The organism is Bacillus sp. CGMCC 1.60114 (assembly GCF_042676365.1).
GTDB lineage: Bacteria > Bacillota > Bacilli > Bacillales > Bacillaceae_G > Bacillus_A > Bacillus_A rhizoplanae_A.
Genome location: NZ_JBHTHG010000073.1, coordinates 24589 through 41778 on the forward strand (window position 1 = coordinate 24589; position 17190 = coordinate 41778).

Here is a 17190-nt window from a genome sequence, read left to right on the forward strand (position 1 = left end):
TCTAAAAAAAGAATGTTTCAGTCTGTTATATGGTGGTAGGTGTATAGGTTTTTAGTATAAGTAGTGTAGATAAAGTGACAATATTGTGAAATAGAAATTGTCATAGATACAAAAGATAATGGAAACATGTAATTTTTTATTCATTATCGATATAATATATAGAAGAAATACAGCGGATAAAAGGAGTAGTTTGAAATGAAACAAAAAGCTTGGGGTGCGATTCTGCTTAGTAGTGCATTACTATTAACAGGATGTACTAGTAATAAAGAAGCAAAAAAAGAAACGAAAGAAAAAGTAGAACAAGTAAATCATAAAGAAGACAATCCGGAAGATGTGAAAGTGTATAATTCCGTACATAGTCAATATGAGGAAAAAATTAATGACGAAGTAAATCAGGCTATGAAGATTTGGAAAGAAGCTAAAGAAGGATCTCAAGGGACATTAAAATCTCCGAAGTTTAAAGAAGACGTACAAAAGGTAACAGAAAGTACCTTAGCAGATATTGAGAATGTGCGTAAAGAAATTCGGGTTCCAAAATCAAAAGAAAGAGAAAACGAGGAGTATGTAGGTTTTTTAAATGAAACAGAACAGGCGATGAAAAAATTATCGCAATTAGCGAAAGAAGAAAATTCTGCGTTAATTCGTGATGTTGAATTACATTTTTCTACAGCAGTTAATTATTATGATCGTTATAAAAAAGAAGAGCAGGGAGCGAAATAACTTTGTTTACAAGCAAAGCTATTTTGCCTTGCATGTAACGGCAGTAAAACCCTTACCTTGAGATTTGAGGAAATCAAGGTAAGGGTTTTTGCGTTCTTTTGTAAAAAAATTGATATGGGATAATAGAATATTTGACATTCTTTGCATATATTATTATCATTATTGATAATAATAATATTTTTAAAGGAGTTGAATAAAATGATTGTTGTAACAACGGAAAGTGTGCCAGGTTATGAAGTAAAAAAGACGTTAGGAACTGTGTTTGGGTTAACAGTACGGGCAAGAGGTTTAGGAAAAGATATTATGGCTGGAATCAAGGGTTTATTTGGCGGAGAGATTTCACAGTATACAGAAATGCTTGAGGATGCAAGGAAATATGCGTTAGATCGTATGATTGAAAATGCTGCAGCAATGGGGGCAAATGCAATTATTATGGTTCGTTTTGATTCTGGAAGTCTTAGTCATAATATGAGTGAAATTGTAGCATATGGTACAGCTGTTATTGTAGAAAAGGTTGAATAGTATGTGGAAAGGCATTTTCATATACTTTTCTGTACAGATAATTATTTTTTTAATTATTTTAATGGTTGCTAAAAGAAAAGATAAAAGATTACAAGATAATCATGGCACAGAAGTACCAAATGGGTATTTGTTTACAGGTGAAATATATTTTGATCCAATTACGAGAGAGAAATATGAAGTATACTATAACGAAATGAATGGAAAAAGGTTTCATAAAAAATGTTAGTTTATTGCTATAAGAAATTAATAGAAATAACTGTGAATGCATAAAAACAGCTCTTTTAGACGAAAGCTAAAAGAGCTGTTTTTGTTTACATATTTAATCCAGTTTTTAATGCCCAATATTTCTCTCCGGTTATTGTAAGAGAGAATTCGATCCATCCGTTTGGATCTTCTCGATAAACAAATACAGGTGTACCTGCTGTTAATGTACCTTGATAGTTTTCTGTAACAGACTGACTTCTAATTACTCCATCAAATGGATATGGTACAACGTAATAGAAAGCAGGTAGTTTGACAGTTGCTGTTGTTCCTTGTGGGTATGCTTTATATGGAATATCACTAGATAATGCGTCCACGTTTAAGGTACTTGGGTTTTTCGGTAATTTTTTTGCATATAAATAATCTTGCTTTTTGAAAGGTTTAATACGTTCCATAATTTGTGCGATTTTAGTAGACCATTCTGGGTCTGTTGCATACATTACATTCATACCTTGTAATGTTGGACCATTGAAGTACGGTCCGCTTGCTTCTAAATATTTTTCTCTTACATAATTGGCATTATAAGAAATGCTATCACCGAAAGTTGGTAAATATTTCGCATATTTAAATGGATCAGAATCATAAGCACGTAACCCAAATAGATTATGCTTGCGATATGCAATTTCAGATTGACCATATCCTGATTCTAAGATAGCGTGTGCAGCTAAATAAAGAGCATTAACACCATGCTTAGCTTGAGCTGCAACAAAGTCATCTCCATGACCGATTAATGGACTGTCTGGATGATATTTTTTAATATCTGCATCAATTTCTGCTCCAGTAACATTTGAAGCGTATGTTAAATCAAGATTTATGTATGATGTAGCAGAAATATCATTTTCAGGAATCCAAGCACCGCTGTTGTCAAAATAGTACGTCGTTCCGTTGATTGTAGCAAATCCAGTTTGCATCATGCCATTTGTCTGTAAGTAGTACCATGTATTACCTTCTTGTAGCCATCCAGTCTTCATTGCGCCGTTGCTTTGTAGGTAATACCAGCTTCCATTTATGAATGACCACCCAGTTTGCATCGCTCCACTAGAATTTAAATAATACCAAGCGCTACCGTCCGAAAGCCAACCGGTTTGCATAACACCATCATTCTGTAAATAGTACCAGGTGTTCTCTAGTTGCAACCAACCTGTTTTCATCGTTCCGTTAGAATTGAGGTAGTACCACTTATTATTATCAAGAAGCCAACCCGTTTTCATTGATCCGTCATTTTGGAAGTAATATCGGTTATTACCTTCTTGTAACCAACCCGTTTTCATTACGCCATTATTATCGAAATAATAAGTTTTTCCGTTTACTGTTACAAGTCCAGTTTGAAGGGCACCTGAATTGTCAAAATGATACCATTTATTATCTATTTGAAGCCAACCAATCTTCAGTACACCGCTTTGGTCAAGATAATACTTCTTATCTCCGTCTAATAACCATCCGGTTTTCATTGATCCGTTAGAATTTAGATAGTACCATTTACTATTATCAAGAAGCCACCCGGTTTTCATTACTCCATTAGGGTTTAAGAAATACCAGATGCCTTTATCAAGAAGCCACCCGGTTTGCATAGCACCACTAGAATTTAAATAATACCAAGCGCTACCATCAAATAACCATCCAGTTTGCATTACCCCGCTTGAATTCAGGTAATACCAGGTATTATTATTCTGTAACCAACCTTTTTTTAAAGTACCATCTGGGTTGAAGTAATACCATTTTCCATCTTGTTGAACCCAACCCGTTTGTGTTTTAGAAATCGTATTTTCATTTGTTGTAGTTGCCTTATTGTAAGTTGTTACTGTTTCAGCTAAGCCTGTTATAGGAATGGAAATTATACTAGATGCTAGAATAATTGCTGTAACTTTTTTAAACATGTTTTACTAATACTCCTTTAGTAGTTTTTTAGTTTCATATCAACCTAACTACTATTGTAACAAGGAAGGAGGAAAAAACAAATGCAATATTGTAGATATTTAATAGAATAATATTAAAATAATCTTATATTTGAATTATAATAAAATACCTATCTAGGAAAATGTAAATATAAAAATGAAGTAGTTAAGTGAGGAATATGAAAAATAAAAAGCTGACTTGGAGCGTCAGCTTTTTATCCTGTAAATACCCGATTAGTGAGAGCTTTCCATCAGTGGGGGATGAAGAACATTCCCACTGATGGAAGTTTCACTTTATTTTGGCATTTTATATTCTTTTTTCGTTCCATCTGTAAAAACAACTTTTAAGTCGAATTTTTGATAATCTTTATCGAGTTGGAATACATCTACTACTTGATTAACGACATCTTGGTCTTTTGTGTCCTTATCAAATTTAAGCTGTTGTAAGAGTGGAGCCAATTTATTCATTGCTTCATCTCCAGCCAACCTTTCATTTGTTTTACTATCGTCTACTTTTGCTTCTGGTTTGTCAGTTGCTTTTTTCTGTTTAAATTCTGTTTCGTAGTCTTTCTTTGTATCTTGATAAGTTGCCTTTAAATTGAATTCATTAAAACTTAATTTTAAATCTTGATTTACTGCATCTTTTGTTCCTTCTGTCGTTTTCTTATTAGTAGTTGTATCCTGTTTTGTTGTTGTACATCCTGTCATTGCAGGTACTAGCATGAATGCTAAAAGAATTGAAAATAAGATTTTCATTTTGTATGCCTCCTTAGTAGTTTTCAATAAAAGGTTTTCCAATTTTTATCTTTTTATGTAAGAAAAAGTAATGTTTTTTTACAATAAGGAAATGAAGCATAAAGAAAAAGGTATCCTTTCGGGGGATACCTTTTTTATATTACTGCATCTTTTGTACTTTCTTTTGTTAAATCTTCATTTTCAGTTTTTTAAGATAGGCATTAAAAATTAAAATTATCCGGATCTGGCCCAATACGATGATTTTCGTTTAGAGATTGAATTGCTTTCATATCTTCAGTAGTTAATTCAAAATCAAAGATGCCTGCATTTTCAATAATGCGATTCTCTTTTACGGATTTTGGGATTGTCACAACTTCATTTTGCAGATCCCAACGCAGAATTACTTGAGCGGTAGATTTATTATATTTTGTTGCAATTTCTTGTAAAGTTGGATGATCAAGAAGTTGACCTTGCATTAATGGTGACCAAGCTTCTAATTGAATCCCATGTTCCTTACAAAAAGTATGCAATTCTTCTTGTGTTAAGCGTGGGTGATATTCTACTTGGTTGATCATCGGTTTAATTTCTGCATCTTCTAATACGTCTTGTAAATGGTGAACTTGGAAGTTACTTACACCAATAGCACGAACAAGACCGTCTTTATAAAGCTTTTCTAATGCTCCCCAGGTCTCTTTATATTTACCTTTTACAGGCCAATGTACTAAGTATAAATCTAAGTACTCTAAGCCAAGCTTTTGTAGACTTGTTTCGAATGCTTGTAGTGTAGATTCGTAACCTTGGTCGCTATTCCATACTTTTGAAGTAATAAATAGTTCTTCACGAGGTACGTTGCTTTCACGAATGGCTTGCCCAACACCGTCTTCGTTTTTGTATACAGCAGCTGTATCGATGCTGCGGTAGCCATTTTTAATTGCTGTTTTTACAGAATGAATAACTTCTGAGCCGTCTTCTACTTTAAAAACACCTAAACCAAACCATGGCATTTTTACACCATTATGTAAAGTTGTGCAATCTTGTAGGCTCGCTAATTTCATTTTAATTCCCCCTAGCTTTTTTATTTGTTGCTTCAATTGCTTGGTGAATGATCTTTGAGAAATTATGCTCATATAAAACTTTTAAACCTTCTGCAGTTGAGCCACCTGGCGTTGTCACTTGTTCACGCAGCATAGCTGGATTTTGTTCTTGCTCGAGCATAGAAGCAGAACCAGCAATCATTTGAATGACAAGATGTTTTGCTGTTGCTTCATTAATTCCATAACTTTTTGTTGCTTCAATTAGACCTTCAGCAAAGTGGTAAAGGAAGGCTGGTGCACTGCCAGTAATAGCAGTTAGTTGATGAATTTCTTCTTCTGTGCAAAGTTGTGATGTACCAATGCCTTTTAAAAGCAGTTGCAGTGTTTCTTGTTGTTCTTCATTTACGGAATGTCCCATCGTATATAAGGAGATAGACTGTCCAATCGTCGCAGCTGTATTGGGCATAATCCAGGCAACTGGTGTACCTTGAGGAAGTTTTTCTTCTAAGTAAGATGGGCCAATTCCAGCAGCAACAGTCACTACAAACTGATGAGTTAGAAGAGGAGATAATTCCGCTAATAACTGTTCATGTGCAGCTGGTGGCATTGCTAAAACGATGGTATCCACAACCTTGATGTACTGTTTCCAATCATTTGTAGTTGATACGCCATATCGTTGCTCTAATTGCTTGAGTTTTTCTGTATCGCTTCGATTGGATACAATAATTTCTTCGATATATTCTTTACTCGTCTTAAGTAGACTAGTAAATATTGCTTCTGCCATACGTCCGGCACCAATAAATAAAATTCGTTGTTTCTTTTGCATACCCTTTAATCCTTCCTATAGGAAATGTAGTAACAAAACGATAACATTGATGAAAGATAATTGTAAAAAGAAAAGACTTGCGCATAAAAAAAATCCTAGTCTCAGAAAGTATCATTTCCGAAACTAGGATATATAATTAAGATTTTGTCATACCAAGAAGAACTGCACCGCCAATAATTAATGCACTACCAAGTGCGATAAATACCATTTGGCGTTTTGTTTTCTTTTCACCTAAGAAGAGGATCGCACCAAATGTTGAGATCACAATACCTGTTTGAGATAATGAGAAGCTTGTTGCAACACCAACTTTTGGTTGAGAAAGGAATAAGAATAAGTTACCTGTACCCCATAATAAACCAGATAAGATATTACGAATTGCATATTTATTGAAAGGTTTATGTTTAGCTGTTAGTATAACAGCCCCAACGAACATACCAACCGCTTGAGGTAAAATAGCAGACCAACCATCAACGTTGTACCAACGAATAATGACTACATACACAAGGTAACCAAAAGTAGAAATAATTAGAGTAACTATTCCCTTTTTTAGTTGTCCAGGTGGCTGTGCATTTTCTTTATCATCTAAAGAAGTAAAAACAACACCAATTACAATTAAAAGGATTGCAATCGTTCCCAGAATAATTGTAGTAGTTGTTGCCCATTCATGAAATGCAATAACTCCAAAGATAGTAGTAGCTACAAGTTGCATACCTGTTGAAATTGTAACAGTTGTTGAAACACCCATTCTTTCTACTGTTTTTAATTGATTAACTTGTCCTAAAGCCCAGAATAACCCTGAAATAAAGCCAACAATTAATATAGTTAAAGATAATGCAGGTGTTGTAAATGCATATATGATTGTAGCGAAGAATAGAGCTCCAATAGTCATACCTACTGTTTGGCTATATGCGCCGCCGCCCATTTTTACACTTACAATTAAAATATTTCCCCATGCTAATGCAGGAAGAAGTGCTAATAAAATGTCCATTACAAGACTCCTTTCTTGTTATATCAATGAAATATGCTCTGTTCTAACAATCGGTAATTTCCTACTTAAGAAGTAGAGGATTACCGATTGTTAAAACGTGATTCCACATTTATGAAGTAGCACTGTTAAGTAAGAATAGCACTATCAGTATATAAATGCGTTTTCAATATAATTTATGCGTTTTCATTTATTCCTTTTTTCACACCTCCATATAATAACAGGAAAGTATCTTGTTTAGAAAGTAAATTCAAATAGAATGTATATTTTTATGAATGCGAAAATTGTAATACTTTACGAAGATAAGGACAGGTATAATAATTGTAATAAATTGGTTTTTGTGGTTTGTAATATTAAGTCTGGTATAGTTAGAAACATAGAAGAGGTGTAAGCTTTGAACGCTCGTGCAATTCAAGAGGAAAGAATGAATAAGATTCAAGTTATACGAGCAGATGAAAGTCATGTTGAAGGGATTGCAAAGGCCTTGCAGCGGTGCTTTCTGTCGATTGAGCATTAATATTTCATCATCTTTTCTTATAAAACAAAGTGTTTGATTAAACATGAAATCTCTCCTTTTCTTCTATAATTCTACAAGGAAATCGCCTTTTCATCTCATTTCGCGGGAAATAATCAAAAAAAAGAGCAGCTTTGTCGAAAGCTGCTGTTAGTAAGATGTTATTCTTTTGTTTATAAGCTGAATGAGCAATAAAAAGATAAGTGACATACCAACAGTTGTGAGAACAAGTGCCCATGCAAGTGACATATTGCTTCCGTCAATTGCCATATAAATAGCCGTTGGAATTGTTTGTGTTTTACCGGGAATGTTTCCGGCAAACATAAGTGTTGCACCAAATTCTCCTAGAGCGCGTATAAAACTTAAAATCATTCCGCTAAGTAGAGAAGGGAAAGCAAGTGGTAATGTTACATGCAAGAACACTTGTATTTCATTTGCCCCGAGGTCTCTGGCTCCATCTTCAATTTGTTCATTAGCAATGATAAACCCTGTTTTTGCCGATTGGTACATAAGTGGAAATGCAACCACAGCTGAAGCGATAACAGCAGCCCAAGATGTAAACATGATAGACTGTTGAAACAAAGCTTCTGTCCACTGGCCAATTGGACTGTTTTTTCCAAAGATAATAATAAGAAAAAATCCAATTACAGTAGGCGGGAGTACCATTGGCAATAGGAAAAATGTTTCTAATAAAACTTTATAGCGTTTTGACGAACGAGCTAGAACACGTCCAATAATTGTTCCGAACACCATCACGATTATAGTAGCAAACGCAGCGACTTTTAGTGAAAGAATGATAGGTGACCAAAATGCATCAAATACCATAATGACTACTGCAGCACTGTAAAACCATATTTTTTAAAAATCTCTATAGCATCTTTAGACTGTAAATATTCATAAAAAGCAGTTGCCTCTTTTTTATGTTTCGTTGCTTTTATAATGCCTAGTGGATAGTGGATGGGTTCGTGTGAATTTGTTGGTGCCGTGTTAGCGATGTTTACTTTCTTAGAAATAAGGGCATCCGTTTTATAAACAATTCCTGCATCAACACTTCCTGTTTCTACGTATGTTAATACTTGGCGTACATCTTTTGTGTATACTATTTTATTTTGGAGATTGTTCCAAAGGTTTAAATGGGTAAGAGCATCTTTTGCGTATTTACCTGCCGGAACAGATTCAGGTGTACCTAATGCAATTTTCTTCACTTGATCTTCTTTTAAAGCTTGAAAATCTTTTATGTTACTATCTTTTGGAACAATTAATACTAACTCATTGCCGAGCAGATTTTTTCCTTCTTTTTGATCAATGATTTCTTTGCTTACAAGAGTTTGGAATTTATCTTCTGCGGCAGAGAAGAATAAATCAGCAGGAGCTCCTTGTTCTATTTGTTGTTGAAGAGCACCGGAACTTCCAAAGTTAAATGAAAGCTTTACATTTGGTTCCTTTTTTTCATATTGTGTTTGAATGTCTTTTAGTGCGTCTTGTAAACTAGCTGCAGCAGAAATGGTAAGTTCAATGTTTTCTTCTTTAGGAGTAGTTTTTTCTTGTTTATTTGTGCTTGTACATCCGGCACTTATTACGAGAAGTAGTACGGATAAAATACTGCAAATAAAACGAAATATGTGCTTGTTCATCTTTATTTCTCCCTTCTTTTATCCCCTTCTAATTATAACTAATTATATTTAATTATAAATAGTTATAATTAGATATGTTGTGATTTTTCTCACGATAGTAAAAATAAATAGAAGAAAAACTGTTATTTTTGTTACAATGAAGGCAGAAAGAGAGGAATCGGTTTATGGATCATCATTCCTACACAACAGAAGAGGTAGCGAAACGATTAAAAGTATCGAAATTAACAGTGTATGATTTAATAAAAAAAGGTGATTTGCCCTCTTATCGAGTTGGTCGGCAAATGCGTATTGATGCAAGTGATTTAGAGCGATATATTACAGAAATGAAAACAGGGAAGATACAAGCTGATTCATCATCTATACAGGGAATAAATCAAACAAACAAATCCCATTCTTGTATTATTAGCGGGCAAGATTTATCTCTAGATATGTTAACCAAACATCTAGAAAATCATTTGAAAGCTCCTAATATACTAAGGGCATATCAAGGGAGCTTAGCAAGTTTAATTCAAATGTATCAAGGAAAAGGAGATATTGTGAGTCTCCATTTGTTCGATGGGGATACAGGAGAATACAACATTCCGTATGTGAAACGAATTTTAGTTGGACAACCTTGTATTGTTATGAATTTATTATCAAGAACATCCGGTTTTTATGTGCAAAAAGGAAATCCGAAATGTATAAAGACATTGCATGATTTATGTGATGCATCCATTCAATTTGTAAATAGGGAAAGAGGATCTGGTATTCGTGTTCTTGTTGATGAACAACTGCGCATAAATGGAATATCTAAAAAGAGTATTGTCGGGTATGACTGGGAAGAGTCAAACCATATTGGCGTTGCTTCTCAAGTAGCGAATGGAAAAGCGGATGTAGGGATAGGGGCAGAAAAGGTAGCGCGAATTGTAAATGTAGATTTTGTTCCACTTATACAAGAACGTTATGATTTAGTGATTTTAAAAACAGAAGAAAATAATGCGTTGATTGAAACAGTAAAAGAAGTATTACAGTCTTCCGAACTTCAAAATGAACTGCGTGCTATTGGTGGTTATGATATAAGTAAAACAGGTGAAATTATGTATGAAACAAATTAAAAAGAGCTGCTTGTCATCCTACAAGCAGCTCTTTTTATATGTATATTAAGGGATATTTTTTTGTTCTAGCATAAGAATCGGGGGATAAGATTTCGTTGTTCGTAAGGAATTATGGATAACATTTTAAAATTTGTCACTTATTTTTATTACTAACTATTAATACTTAGTGTTATAATTAAAAGTAAATACAGTTATAAAAAAATTGAATTGTAGAAAGGAACAGATCGAATGTATACATTCATTACAAGGTCGTTGAAATATATATTTAAAACTTTCGGAAAAGTAGAAGTATATGGAAAAGAAAAATTACCGCAAGATGGAGCGTATGTTGTAGCTTGTACACATACAAGCTGGATGGATGTTGTAATGTTAGCAACGGGAATCTTACCAACGAAAATTCATTACATGGCGAAAAAAGAATTGTTTCAAAGTAAATTTGGGAATTGGTTTTTTAAGAATGTAAATGCTTTCCCGGTTGATCGTGAAAATCCAGGACCAAGTACACTGAAAATTCCATCTAGATTATTAAAAGAAGGAAAAGTTGTTGGGATCTTTCCGAGCGGAACGAGATCTGCAGAAGCGACCTCACTGAAAGCTGGCGCTGTTACGATTGCCCTTCGCTCTAATGTTCCGTTAGTTCCAGCTGCATACATTGGGCCTAATAATTTAAAAGACTTGTTTCGTGGAAAAAGGGCGCAGTTAATTTTTGGTGATCCGATTAAAGTGGAGCAAGCATCGCAGATGGATCGTAAAGAAGTGATGCAACTAATGACAGAAAAATTAAATGAGACGTTTACACAGTTAAAAGAAGCGTTGCAAGAGGGTAAAATAGCATAAGGGAAATGGGAAAAGACGACCTGGCATAGTAGGTCGTCTTTTCGCTTTTATCTATATAAGGGGAAAGGGGAACACAAAATTATACAAGACTCATTGCGGTAGTATAAATTAATGCTGTAAGAAGAGCCGCACTGTTAGCGAGTCCATTAGAATCTCTCCTTACTTGTTTAATATGGTAAAAACAGTTTTTAGATGCCCTGTTTCTGACTTAATTGTACGAAATAGGAGGAGTTATAACTATCGAATTAGCTTACAGCAGCATTACATTTTTGTAAGGTACGTGTAATGTAATTCGATGGTTGTACTTGGTAGTATTACTTACAATAAAGACAGAAAGAATGAAATATGTCTTTCTGTCTGAAGCAATGATGTGATGAAAAGGATTAACAACCAACTAACTGTAAGCCTCATCTCAAGAGAGATGGGGCTATTTTTTTTAAACCTTACAAAAATGTAAGGTTAACGTAAGTAAATTCGATGGCTCTTTTGTCATATTTCGCTCATAATGAAATACAGAAGTTAGGGAGATTATAGAAGGGAGATAAGAGGGATGCAAAAAGAAGAAGTAGTTAAGTTTCCGTTTGTAGATTGTTTTAGCTACTTTGGTGTTGCGATTGTATGTATTGGGATTTTTGATGTGATTACCAATTTCATTGTTTAATAGATAGACGAACAAGAAGGACAGCCTTCTTGTTTTTTTATTATATATATCTTTTAGAACTCTAGAAAATTATATTAAAATACAAGAAAGAGGTGATAGAAATGAGATGGATTGATAGTCATATACACTTGGATCAATATAAAAAAGAAGAGCAATTTCAGTTAATTGAAGATATACAAAGGGCAAAGGAAATAGCAGCAATGATTGCTGTGTCGATGAATTATCATTCTTGTCAACAAACGTTGGAGTTAGCGAAGAACTATTCGTTTATATATCCAGCTATTGGGTATCATCCTGAGCAAGACATTGATTTCAAACAATGTGAAAAAATTTATCGACTAATTGAAAAAGAAGCACATAACATTGTAGCGGTTGGAGAAGTTGGTTTACCTTACTATTTACGACAAGAAAATCCCAACTTGTTATTGAAACCGTATATTGAAATACTAGAAAGGTTCATATATTTGGCTCGGAAATATGATTTGCCAATTGTATTACACGCTGTGTATTCCGACGCAGAGGTTGTTTGTGATTTACTTGAATCTTATCAAATACGCCGAGCTCACTTTCATTGGTTTAAGGGGAGTCAACAAACGATGGAGAGAATGATAGAGAATGGGTATTCTATCTCTATTACACCTGACATTGTATATAAAGAAAAAATTAAAGATATTGTTGCTTTTTATCCGTTATCGCATCTTATGGTAGAAACGGATGGGCCGTGGAAGTTTAATGACGAAATGACGCATCCTCATATGATTTTGCAAGTGTTAAAGAGTGTAAGTGAAGTAAAAGGATTAGCACTTGAAGATGCAGCGGAAACTATTTATAAAAATACAGTTCAATTTTATAAAATATAATAGAAATATTACTTTTTTATGTATGTTTCGTATCTTCTGCATCGCAAAATCAGACTGAAGAAGGATGGCGGTGTTGAATATTCTTGGTATGATAGAAATGAAGTAATTGTATATGTATAAGGCTGAAAGGGGATAAATTTCAGCGAAAGAAGAGGTAAGATACGTGAAGAAGTTCTTTATAGGGTTCTTAATTGTTGTGGGAGTGTATATGTTTTTTCGGGGCGAATCAAAAGGAATAGAAAGAGCTATAAATCAACCAAGTTATGTTGATTCAGAAGAAGCAAAACAGATGAAACAAATTATTAGCGAAGAGGCTAAGAATTATAATCTCCCAGAATGGATACCTCTTACAATTGCCGAGCATGAGAGTCGTCTAAATCCAAGAGCTGTTGGCGATCATGGAACATCATTTGGGCTATTTCAATTGCATCGCGGTGGTGGAATTGCTCCTGAGCATGTAACGGATGAACAATTAAAAGATCCGCGAACAAATGCTCAAATTGCCATGCCTCATTTGGCAAAAGGGTATAAAAGAGGTGTACAGAAAGGTTTAACAGAATTTGAGTTACTAAAATATATAGCGAACACATCCGGCTGGCCTGGTAATCTTGGAACAGAGTGGACGGATAAAAATATGAATTACAATATCGGGTTAGAGGACGTGTATTATAAAAATAAAGGTGTTATGAAAGAGTAGGTTGTATGATGACCTACTCTATTTTTCTATAAAATATCTCCTCAACTGTTCTTTTACTCCCTGTAATTGTGTAGAAACTTGAGGGATGTTGTAGCCAACGTATAACGGTGAAACGACAAATCGGGGAACAATTTTACATATAATTCTTCCATACAAGCTATAAAAGAATATGTTATAACTATTACACCGTTTATGAAAATCGTGTAATACGTAGCGTACGGTTTTTTGAATATAATCGGCCATCAGATCAATTTGATTCATATTTTCTATTATAATGTTAAACTCTGTAAAACCGATAATTGGATGAGTAGAAATATTTAGTTCAATTCCGTATTCCTTGCTTACAAGGATTCCTTCGAAATGTTCTGTTCTTACATTTTGTCGATAGTCGACTTGTTCCATACCAATAATTTGCATATGTGCATGGTGGATTGTTCCCCCTGATAAAGGTCCATGGTTTTTATATAAAATGGCAGATTGGAATCTTCCGCTTTCTTCTAATGATAACCAGCGCTTAACTGAAAATCGTATAAGCTTGCGCATATGCTTTTGTGTATAGGTTGCAATATGATCGTGACAATTATCAGTTTCGATAATGACTGTTTGTAATGTATTTTGTAATGTCGGATATTTATTTTTTAGCCAAATAATTGTTTCATCCGTTTCTAAAATATTGCTTAGTTGTGTTTGATCGCAAAATGGGCAAGCTGTTTCTTTATTTTGCATGCTGTTTGGCTTTTGTTGTCCAATCTGATTTAAAAAGAATAGCTGTTGTTGTGTCTCCATTTTTCTCCCCCTGTAACCGTATGTATATGAAAAATTATCCTATATTTGGCGTATCGTTAATAAATATTTGAAAAGGGTCTGCGTATTTTGTTGGTGTAAATTCAATAATTTCATAACGAGCAATGTTATGAATATAAAAAGGATCTTCTGCAATAATTGTTTCTACCTCTTGTTCAGATACAGCATTCATTAAAATGATTCCACCAACGCGAGGGTTACGGCGCCCTGAAAATATAAACTTGTTTAGATCGTAGTACTTATCTAAAAATTGAATATGCTCCTCCAGATAATGCTCCACAACCTCAAGTGGTTGGATATAATTTACCATTGTTAAAAACATATTTCTCCCCCTATTTGCCATATTCCAACTAGTACATATTCGTGAAAAGTCATTTTAAATCCTTTATAGTGGGATTAGGGGAGAATTGGAAAATGGAGCTATCATATGAAAGAAGAAAGAAATGTGTCGTTTCCAATAAAATAATGTTTGTCATCGCATATTGCTTATCGACAATACTACAAGCGGATCAAATTCTTGTAGTAGAGGATGGGCATATTACAGGTGAAGGTACGCATGAGGAACTGATGGAGTAGCACGCATATTATAAAAAAATTGTATAACAGCAATTTGCGGTAGAGCAAAACAAAGACGAGATACCCTGCCTAATTTAGGATATCTCGTCTTTACTTTTTTCGTCGTCTTTTCATGAATTGTTAATTTCATCAACAATTGGTTTTGCATCAACTAAAATTTGAATAACAGTTTTTACAATATCCATCATGTGCTAGACCTCCTTTTATTTCTGAACCACAGCTGTCTTTTATGTATGAATGTGTCTATTTACATTATTTTCAGAAAAATGACTATCCAAACGTATTTTAGGAGAGTATAATAAAATGGTAAGTATAAAATTCCGTACGAAAGAGGTGAAAGAGATGAATCGTTCTATAGTTGTACGCACGCAATTTTTAGATTTTATCTACATTTGTCGTGCAATTTGTCATCGTGTAGTTGCTAACGGGATACGTATGCCCTTTTTTAGCAATTTCATAACAACTATTGAACGATAGAGGTCTCTTCACCCATTTTATAGAAACGTGTGAAAAGGGAACTATGGTGGTTCCCTTTTCTATTTTGAAATAAAAGCCGTGGGTAAGGTTCTTTACTCATGGCTTTTTTACGTTGAAAGGAGTACGGAAAAGATGATGATTTGTAGTGTAAACAATATGGCGAAGACATTTGGTGGAAATATCATATTTGAAAATATATCGTTTGAGATAAAGGAAGGCGACCGAATTGGTTTAGTTGGTCGTAACGGCAGTGGTAAAACAACAATTTTTCAACTGTTAACGGGAATGGAACATGTGGATGGCGGTGCGATCCATATGAAGAAAGGTACGCGTATTGGTCATGTTGCTCAAATTCCGAAGTTTACTGAAGGAATGACTGTATATGATGTATTAAGTTCTGCATTTGAGAAAGAGCAAGTATTAGAAAGGAGAATGCGGGAGCTTGAGCAGAAAATGGCAGAAGAACATGAGGCGAGTGTTACGGAAAAAATGATGACGGAGTACGGAGAAATACAGGAGCAGTTTTCCTTTTTAGGTGGTTATGAGATCGAAGCGAATATCATGAAAGTCGCTAATGGACTGCAAATAACAGAATTATTTCCGCGAAGTTTTATAGAGCTAAGCGGTGGTGAACAGACGAAAGTGAGCTTGGCTTATATGCTCCTAAAGAAGCCAGACTTACTATTTCTCGATGAACCAACAAATCATTTAGATTTATTCGCGGTGGAATGGCTTGAGCAATTTTTAAAGGAATACAATGGGACAGTCGTTGTGATTTCACATGACCGTTATTTCTTAGATGAAGTCGTAACGAAGATTTTTGATTTAGAAGATGGGGAATTGCATGTATATCATACGAACTATTCACAGTTTGTAAAGGAGAAAGAAGAAAGATTACTGCAAGAGTTCCAAGCGTATCAAGAGCAGCAAAAGAAAATAAAGAAAATGAAAGAGGCAATCAAGAGACTTAGGGAGTGGGCTAATCAAGCGAATCCGCCTAATGAAGGATTGCATAAACGCGCCCGCAATATGGAACGTGCTTTAGAGCGTATGGAAAAATTGAAGAAGCCTGTCTTAGAGCATAAGCAAATGGGGCTTCAGTTTGAAGGACAAGAACGCAGCGGGAAAGATGTTGTTATCATGAAAGAAGTCGGAAAGAATTTTGGTGAACGCATCTTATTTCAAAATGTAGAATTACATGTTCGTTTTCAAGAGCGCGTTGCGATTGTTGGGCGTAATGGTACAGGAAAGACAACATTATTGAATTTATTACTACAAGAAATAAATCCAGATGTAGGTGAAATTCGTATTGGGAGTGGAGTAAAGCTAGGTTATTTGTCTCAACATATGATCGTTAACGGTAAACAAACGGTATTAGAAATGTTCAGAGAACAGGTAGCAGTAACAGAAGGAGAAGCCCGCCATATACTTGCTCGCTTTTTATTCTACGGACCAGCTGTATTTAAAAAGGTGAATCAATTAAGCGGGGGTGAGCGAATGCGTTTACGATTGGCACAGCTCATGCATCAAGATATTAATTTTCTTGTACTCGATGAACCGACAAACCATCTTGATATTGAATCGAGAGAAGTATTAGAAGAAGCGCTTGAGCATTATAATGGAACCATTCTGGCTGTATCCCATGACCGTTATTTCTTAAATAAATTGTTTGCGAAAACGTATTGGATTGATAATCAAACAGTGTATGGATTTGCTGGGAATTATGCTTGGGCACGTGAAAAGTGGCAAGAGAGCAGAGAAAAAGAACAACAAACTGTTGTACAAAAGGAAAAAATAGTAGCTGTGTCAAAACAAATACCTATAGATAAAGACATTATAAATTTGGAAGAACAGCTTATGAATGTGGAGCAAAGTATATACGAGTTAGAATGCAAAATGGTTGAAACTAAAAATGTTTTAGAATTGGAGAAACTATATAAAGAAAAAGAGCAAAAAGAATTATTAAGAACAAAGTTATATGAGGATTTAGAGAATAGTATGGATATGAAGAATTAAAAAGCTGGTGTATGCCAGCTTTTTTAGATCATGTATATTCAT

General features: G+C 34.5%; 20 protein-coding genes. 11 read left to right on the forward strand and 9 right to left on the reverse strand.

Going from position 1 to position 17190, the window contains the following annotated elements:
- Window positions 1-195 precede the first annotated feature (195 nt).
- From ACFQZ1_RS11310 to ACFQZ1_RS11320, 3 genes are all read left to right on the forward strand, one after another.
- Window positions 196-720 (forward strand): hypothetical protein, encoded by a 525-nt coding sequence (locus tag ACFQZ1_RS11310; RefSeq protein WP_377882283.1) that lies wholly within the window; start codon window positions 196-198, stop codon window positions 718-720.
- A 198-nt stretch (window positions 721-918) separates the two neighbouring features.
- Window positions 919-1242 (forward strand): YbjQ family protein, encoded by a 324-nt coding sequence (locus tag ACFQZ1_RS11315; protein ID WP_377882285.1) that lies wholly within the window; start codon window positions 919-921, stop codon window positions 1240-1242.
- A gap of 1 nt (window position 1243) precedes the next feature.
- Window positions 1244-1468: a hypothetical protein gene (locus tag ACFQZ1_RS11320; protein ID WP_377882286.1), complete on the forward strand. Its 225-nt coding sequence runs from the start codon at window positions 1244-1246 to the stop codon at window positions 1466-1468.
- Between the two features lie 85 nt (window positions 1469-1553).
- Here ACFQZ1_RS11320 and ACFQZ1_RS11325 read toward each other — a convergent pair whose 3' ends face one another.
- The 5 genes from ACFQZ1_RS11325 to ACFQZ1_RS11345 form a co-directional block, all read right to left on the reverse strand.
- Window positions 1554-3380, reverse strand: a complete 1827-nt coding sequence (locus ACFQZ1_RS11325; protein ID WP_377882287.1) for a glucosaminidase domain-containing protein — start codon at window positions 3378-3380, stop codon at window positions 1554-1556.
- 312 nt (window positions 3381-3692) lie between these two features.
- A complete protein-coding gene (locus ACFQZ1_RS11330) occupies window positions 3693-4154 on the reverse strand; it encodes a YusW family protein (RefSeq protein WP_377882288.1) in 462 nt (153 codons plus the stop codon).
- 200 nt (window positions 4155-4354) lie between these two features.
- Entirely contained in the window at window positions 4355-5188 is an 834-nt protein-coding gene (locus ACFQZ1_RS11335) for an aldo/keto reductase (RefSeq protein WP_377882289.1), read from the reverse strand.
- 1 nt (window position 5189) lies between these two features.
- A complete protein-coding gene (gene proC / locus ACFQZ1_RS11340; RefSeq protein ID WP_377882290.1) occupies window positions 5190-5993 on the reverse strand; it encodes a pyrroline-5-carboxylate reductase in 804 nt (267 codons plus the stop codon).
- A 136-nt stretch (window positions 5994-6129) separates the two neighbouring features.
- Complete coding sequence (locus ACFQZ1_RS11345; protein ID WP_377882291.1) at window positions 6130-6981, reverse strand: GRP family sugar transporter; 852 nt, start codon at window positions 6979-6981, stop codon at window positions 6130-6132.
- Between the two features lie 391 nt (window positions 6982-7372).
- Between ACFQZ1_RS11345 and ACFQZ1_RS11350 the strand changes: the two genes are divergently transcribed.
- Window positions 7373-7495: a hypothetical protein gene (locus ACFQZ1_RS11350; RefSeq protein WP_377882292.1), complete on the forward strand. Its 123-nt coding sequence runs from the start codon at window positions 7373-7375 to the stop codon at window positions 7493-7495.
- A 147-nt stretch (window positions 7496-7642) separates the two neighbouring features.
- Here ACFQZ1_RS11350 and modB read toward each other — a convergent pair whose 3' ends face one another.
- Together modB and modA are read right to left on the reverse strand one after the other, a co-directional pair.
- Window positions 7643-8317 (reverse strand): molybdate ABC transporter permease subunit, encoded by a 675-nt coding sequence (gene modB, locus ACFQZ1_RS11355; protein ID WP_377882293.1) that lies wholly within the window; start codon window positions 8315-8317, stop codon window positions 7643-7645.
- A gap of 5 nt (window positions 8318-8322) precedes the next feature.
- Complete coding sequence (modA, locus tag ACFQZ1_RS11360; protein ID WP_377882294.1) at window positions 8323-9126, reverse strand: molybdate ABC transporter substrate-binding protein; 804 nt, start codon at window positions 9124-9126, stop codon at window positions 8323-8325.
- Between the two features lie 164 nt (window positions 9127-9290).
- Here modA and ACFQZ1_RS11365 point away from each other — a divergent pair, with 164 nt between their 5' ends.
- The 4 genes from ACFQZ1_RS11365 (at window position 9291) to ACFQZ1_RS11380 (ending at window position 13275) form a co-directional block, all read left to right on the forward strand.
- Window positions 9291-10220, forward strand: a complete 930-nt coding sequence (locus ACFQZ1_RS11365) for a substrate-binding domain-containing protein (protein WP_377882296.1) — start codon at window positions 9291-9293, stop codon at window positions 10218-10220.
- Window positions 10221-10448: 228 nt separating this feature from the next.
- Window positions 10449-11057: a lysophospholipid acyltransferase family protein gene (locus ACFQZ1_RS11370; RefSeq protein WP_377882297.1), complete on the forward strand. Its 609-nt coding sequence runs from the start codon at window positions 10449-10451 to the stop codon at window positions 11055-11057.
- Between the two features lie 762 nt (window positions 11058-11819).
- Window positions 11820-12578 (forward strand): TatD family hydrolase, encoded by a 759-nt coding sequence (locus ACFQZ1_RS11375; protein ID WP_377882298.1) that lies wholly within the window; start codon window positions 11820-11822, stop codon window positions 12576-12578.
- Window positions 12579-12741: 163 nt separating this feature from the next.
- Window positions 12742-13275 (forward strand): transglycosylase SLT domain-containing protein, encoded by a 534-nt coding sequence (locus ACFQZ1_RS11380; RefSeq protein ID WP_377882299.1) that lies wholly within the window; start codon window positions 12742-12744, stop codon window positions 13273-13275.
- A gap of 18 nt (window positions 13276-13293) precedes the next feature.
- On the opposite strand, the gene ACFQZ1_RS11385 is transcribed toward ACFQZ1_RS11380, so the two are convergent.
- Window positions 13294-14061 carry a DUF4931 domain-containing protein gene (locus tag ACFQZ1_RS11385; protein ID WP_377882300.1) on the reverse strand — a complete coding sequence of 256 codons (768 nt, stop codon included), beginning with the start codon at window positions 14059-14061 and terminating at the stop codon, window positions 13294-13296.
- A 34-nt stretch (window positions 14062-14095) separates the two neighbouring features.
- The gene (locus ACFQZ1_RS11390; protein WP_336484512.1) at window positions 14096-14401 is read right to left on the reverse strand and encodes a YciI family protein; all 306 of its coding nucleotides are present in this window, start codon (window positions 14399-14401) and stop codon (window positions 14096-14098) included.
- Window positions 14402-14493: 92 nt separating this feature from the next.
- On the opposite strand from ACFQZ1_RS11390, the gene ACFQZ1_RS11395 reads away from it, so the two are divergent.
- From ACFQZ1_RS11395 to abc-f, 3 genes are all read left to right on the forward strand, one after another.
- Complete coding sequence (locus ACFQZ1_RS11395) at window positions 14494-14655, forward strand: hypothetical protein (RefSeq protein WP_377882301.1); 162 nt, start codon at window positions 14494-14496, stop codon at window positions 14653-14655.
- A 342-nt stretch (window positions 14656-14997) separates the two neighbouring features.
- The gene (locus tag ACFQZ1_RS11400) at window positions 14998-15132 is read left to right on the forward strand and encodes an RAxF-45 family protein (protein ID WP_377882329.1); all 135 of its coding nucleotides are present in this window, start codon (window positions 14998-15000) and stop codon (window positions 15130-15132) included.
- Between the two features lie 132 nt (window positions 15133-15264).
- Window positions 15265-17148 carry a ribosomal protection-like ABC-F family protein gene (abc-f, locus tag ACFQZ1_RS11405; protein ID WP_377882302.1) on the forward strand — a complete coding sequence of 628 codons (1884 nt, stop codon included), beginning with the start codon at window positions 15265-15267 and terminating at the stop codon, window positions 17146-17148.
- Window positions 17149-17190: the final 42 nt, after the last annotated feature.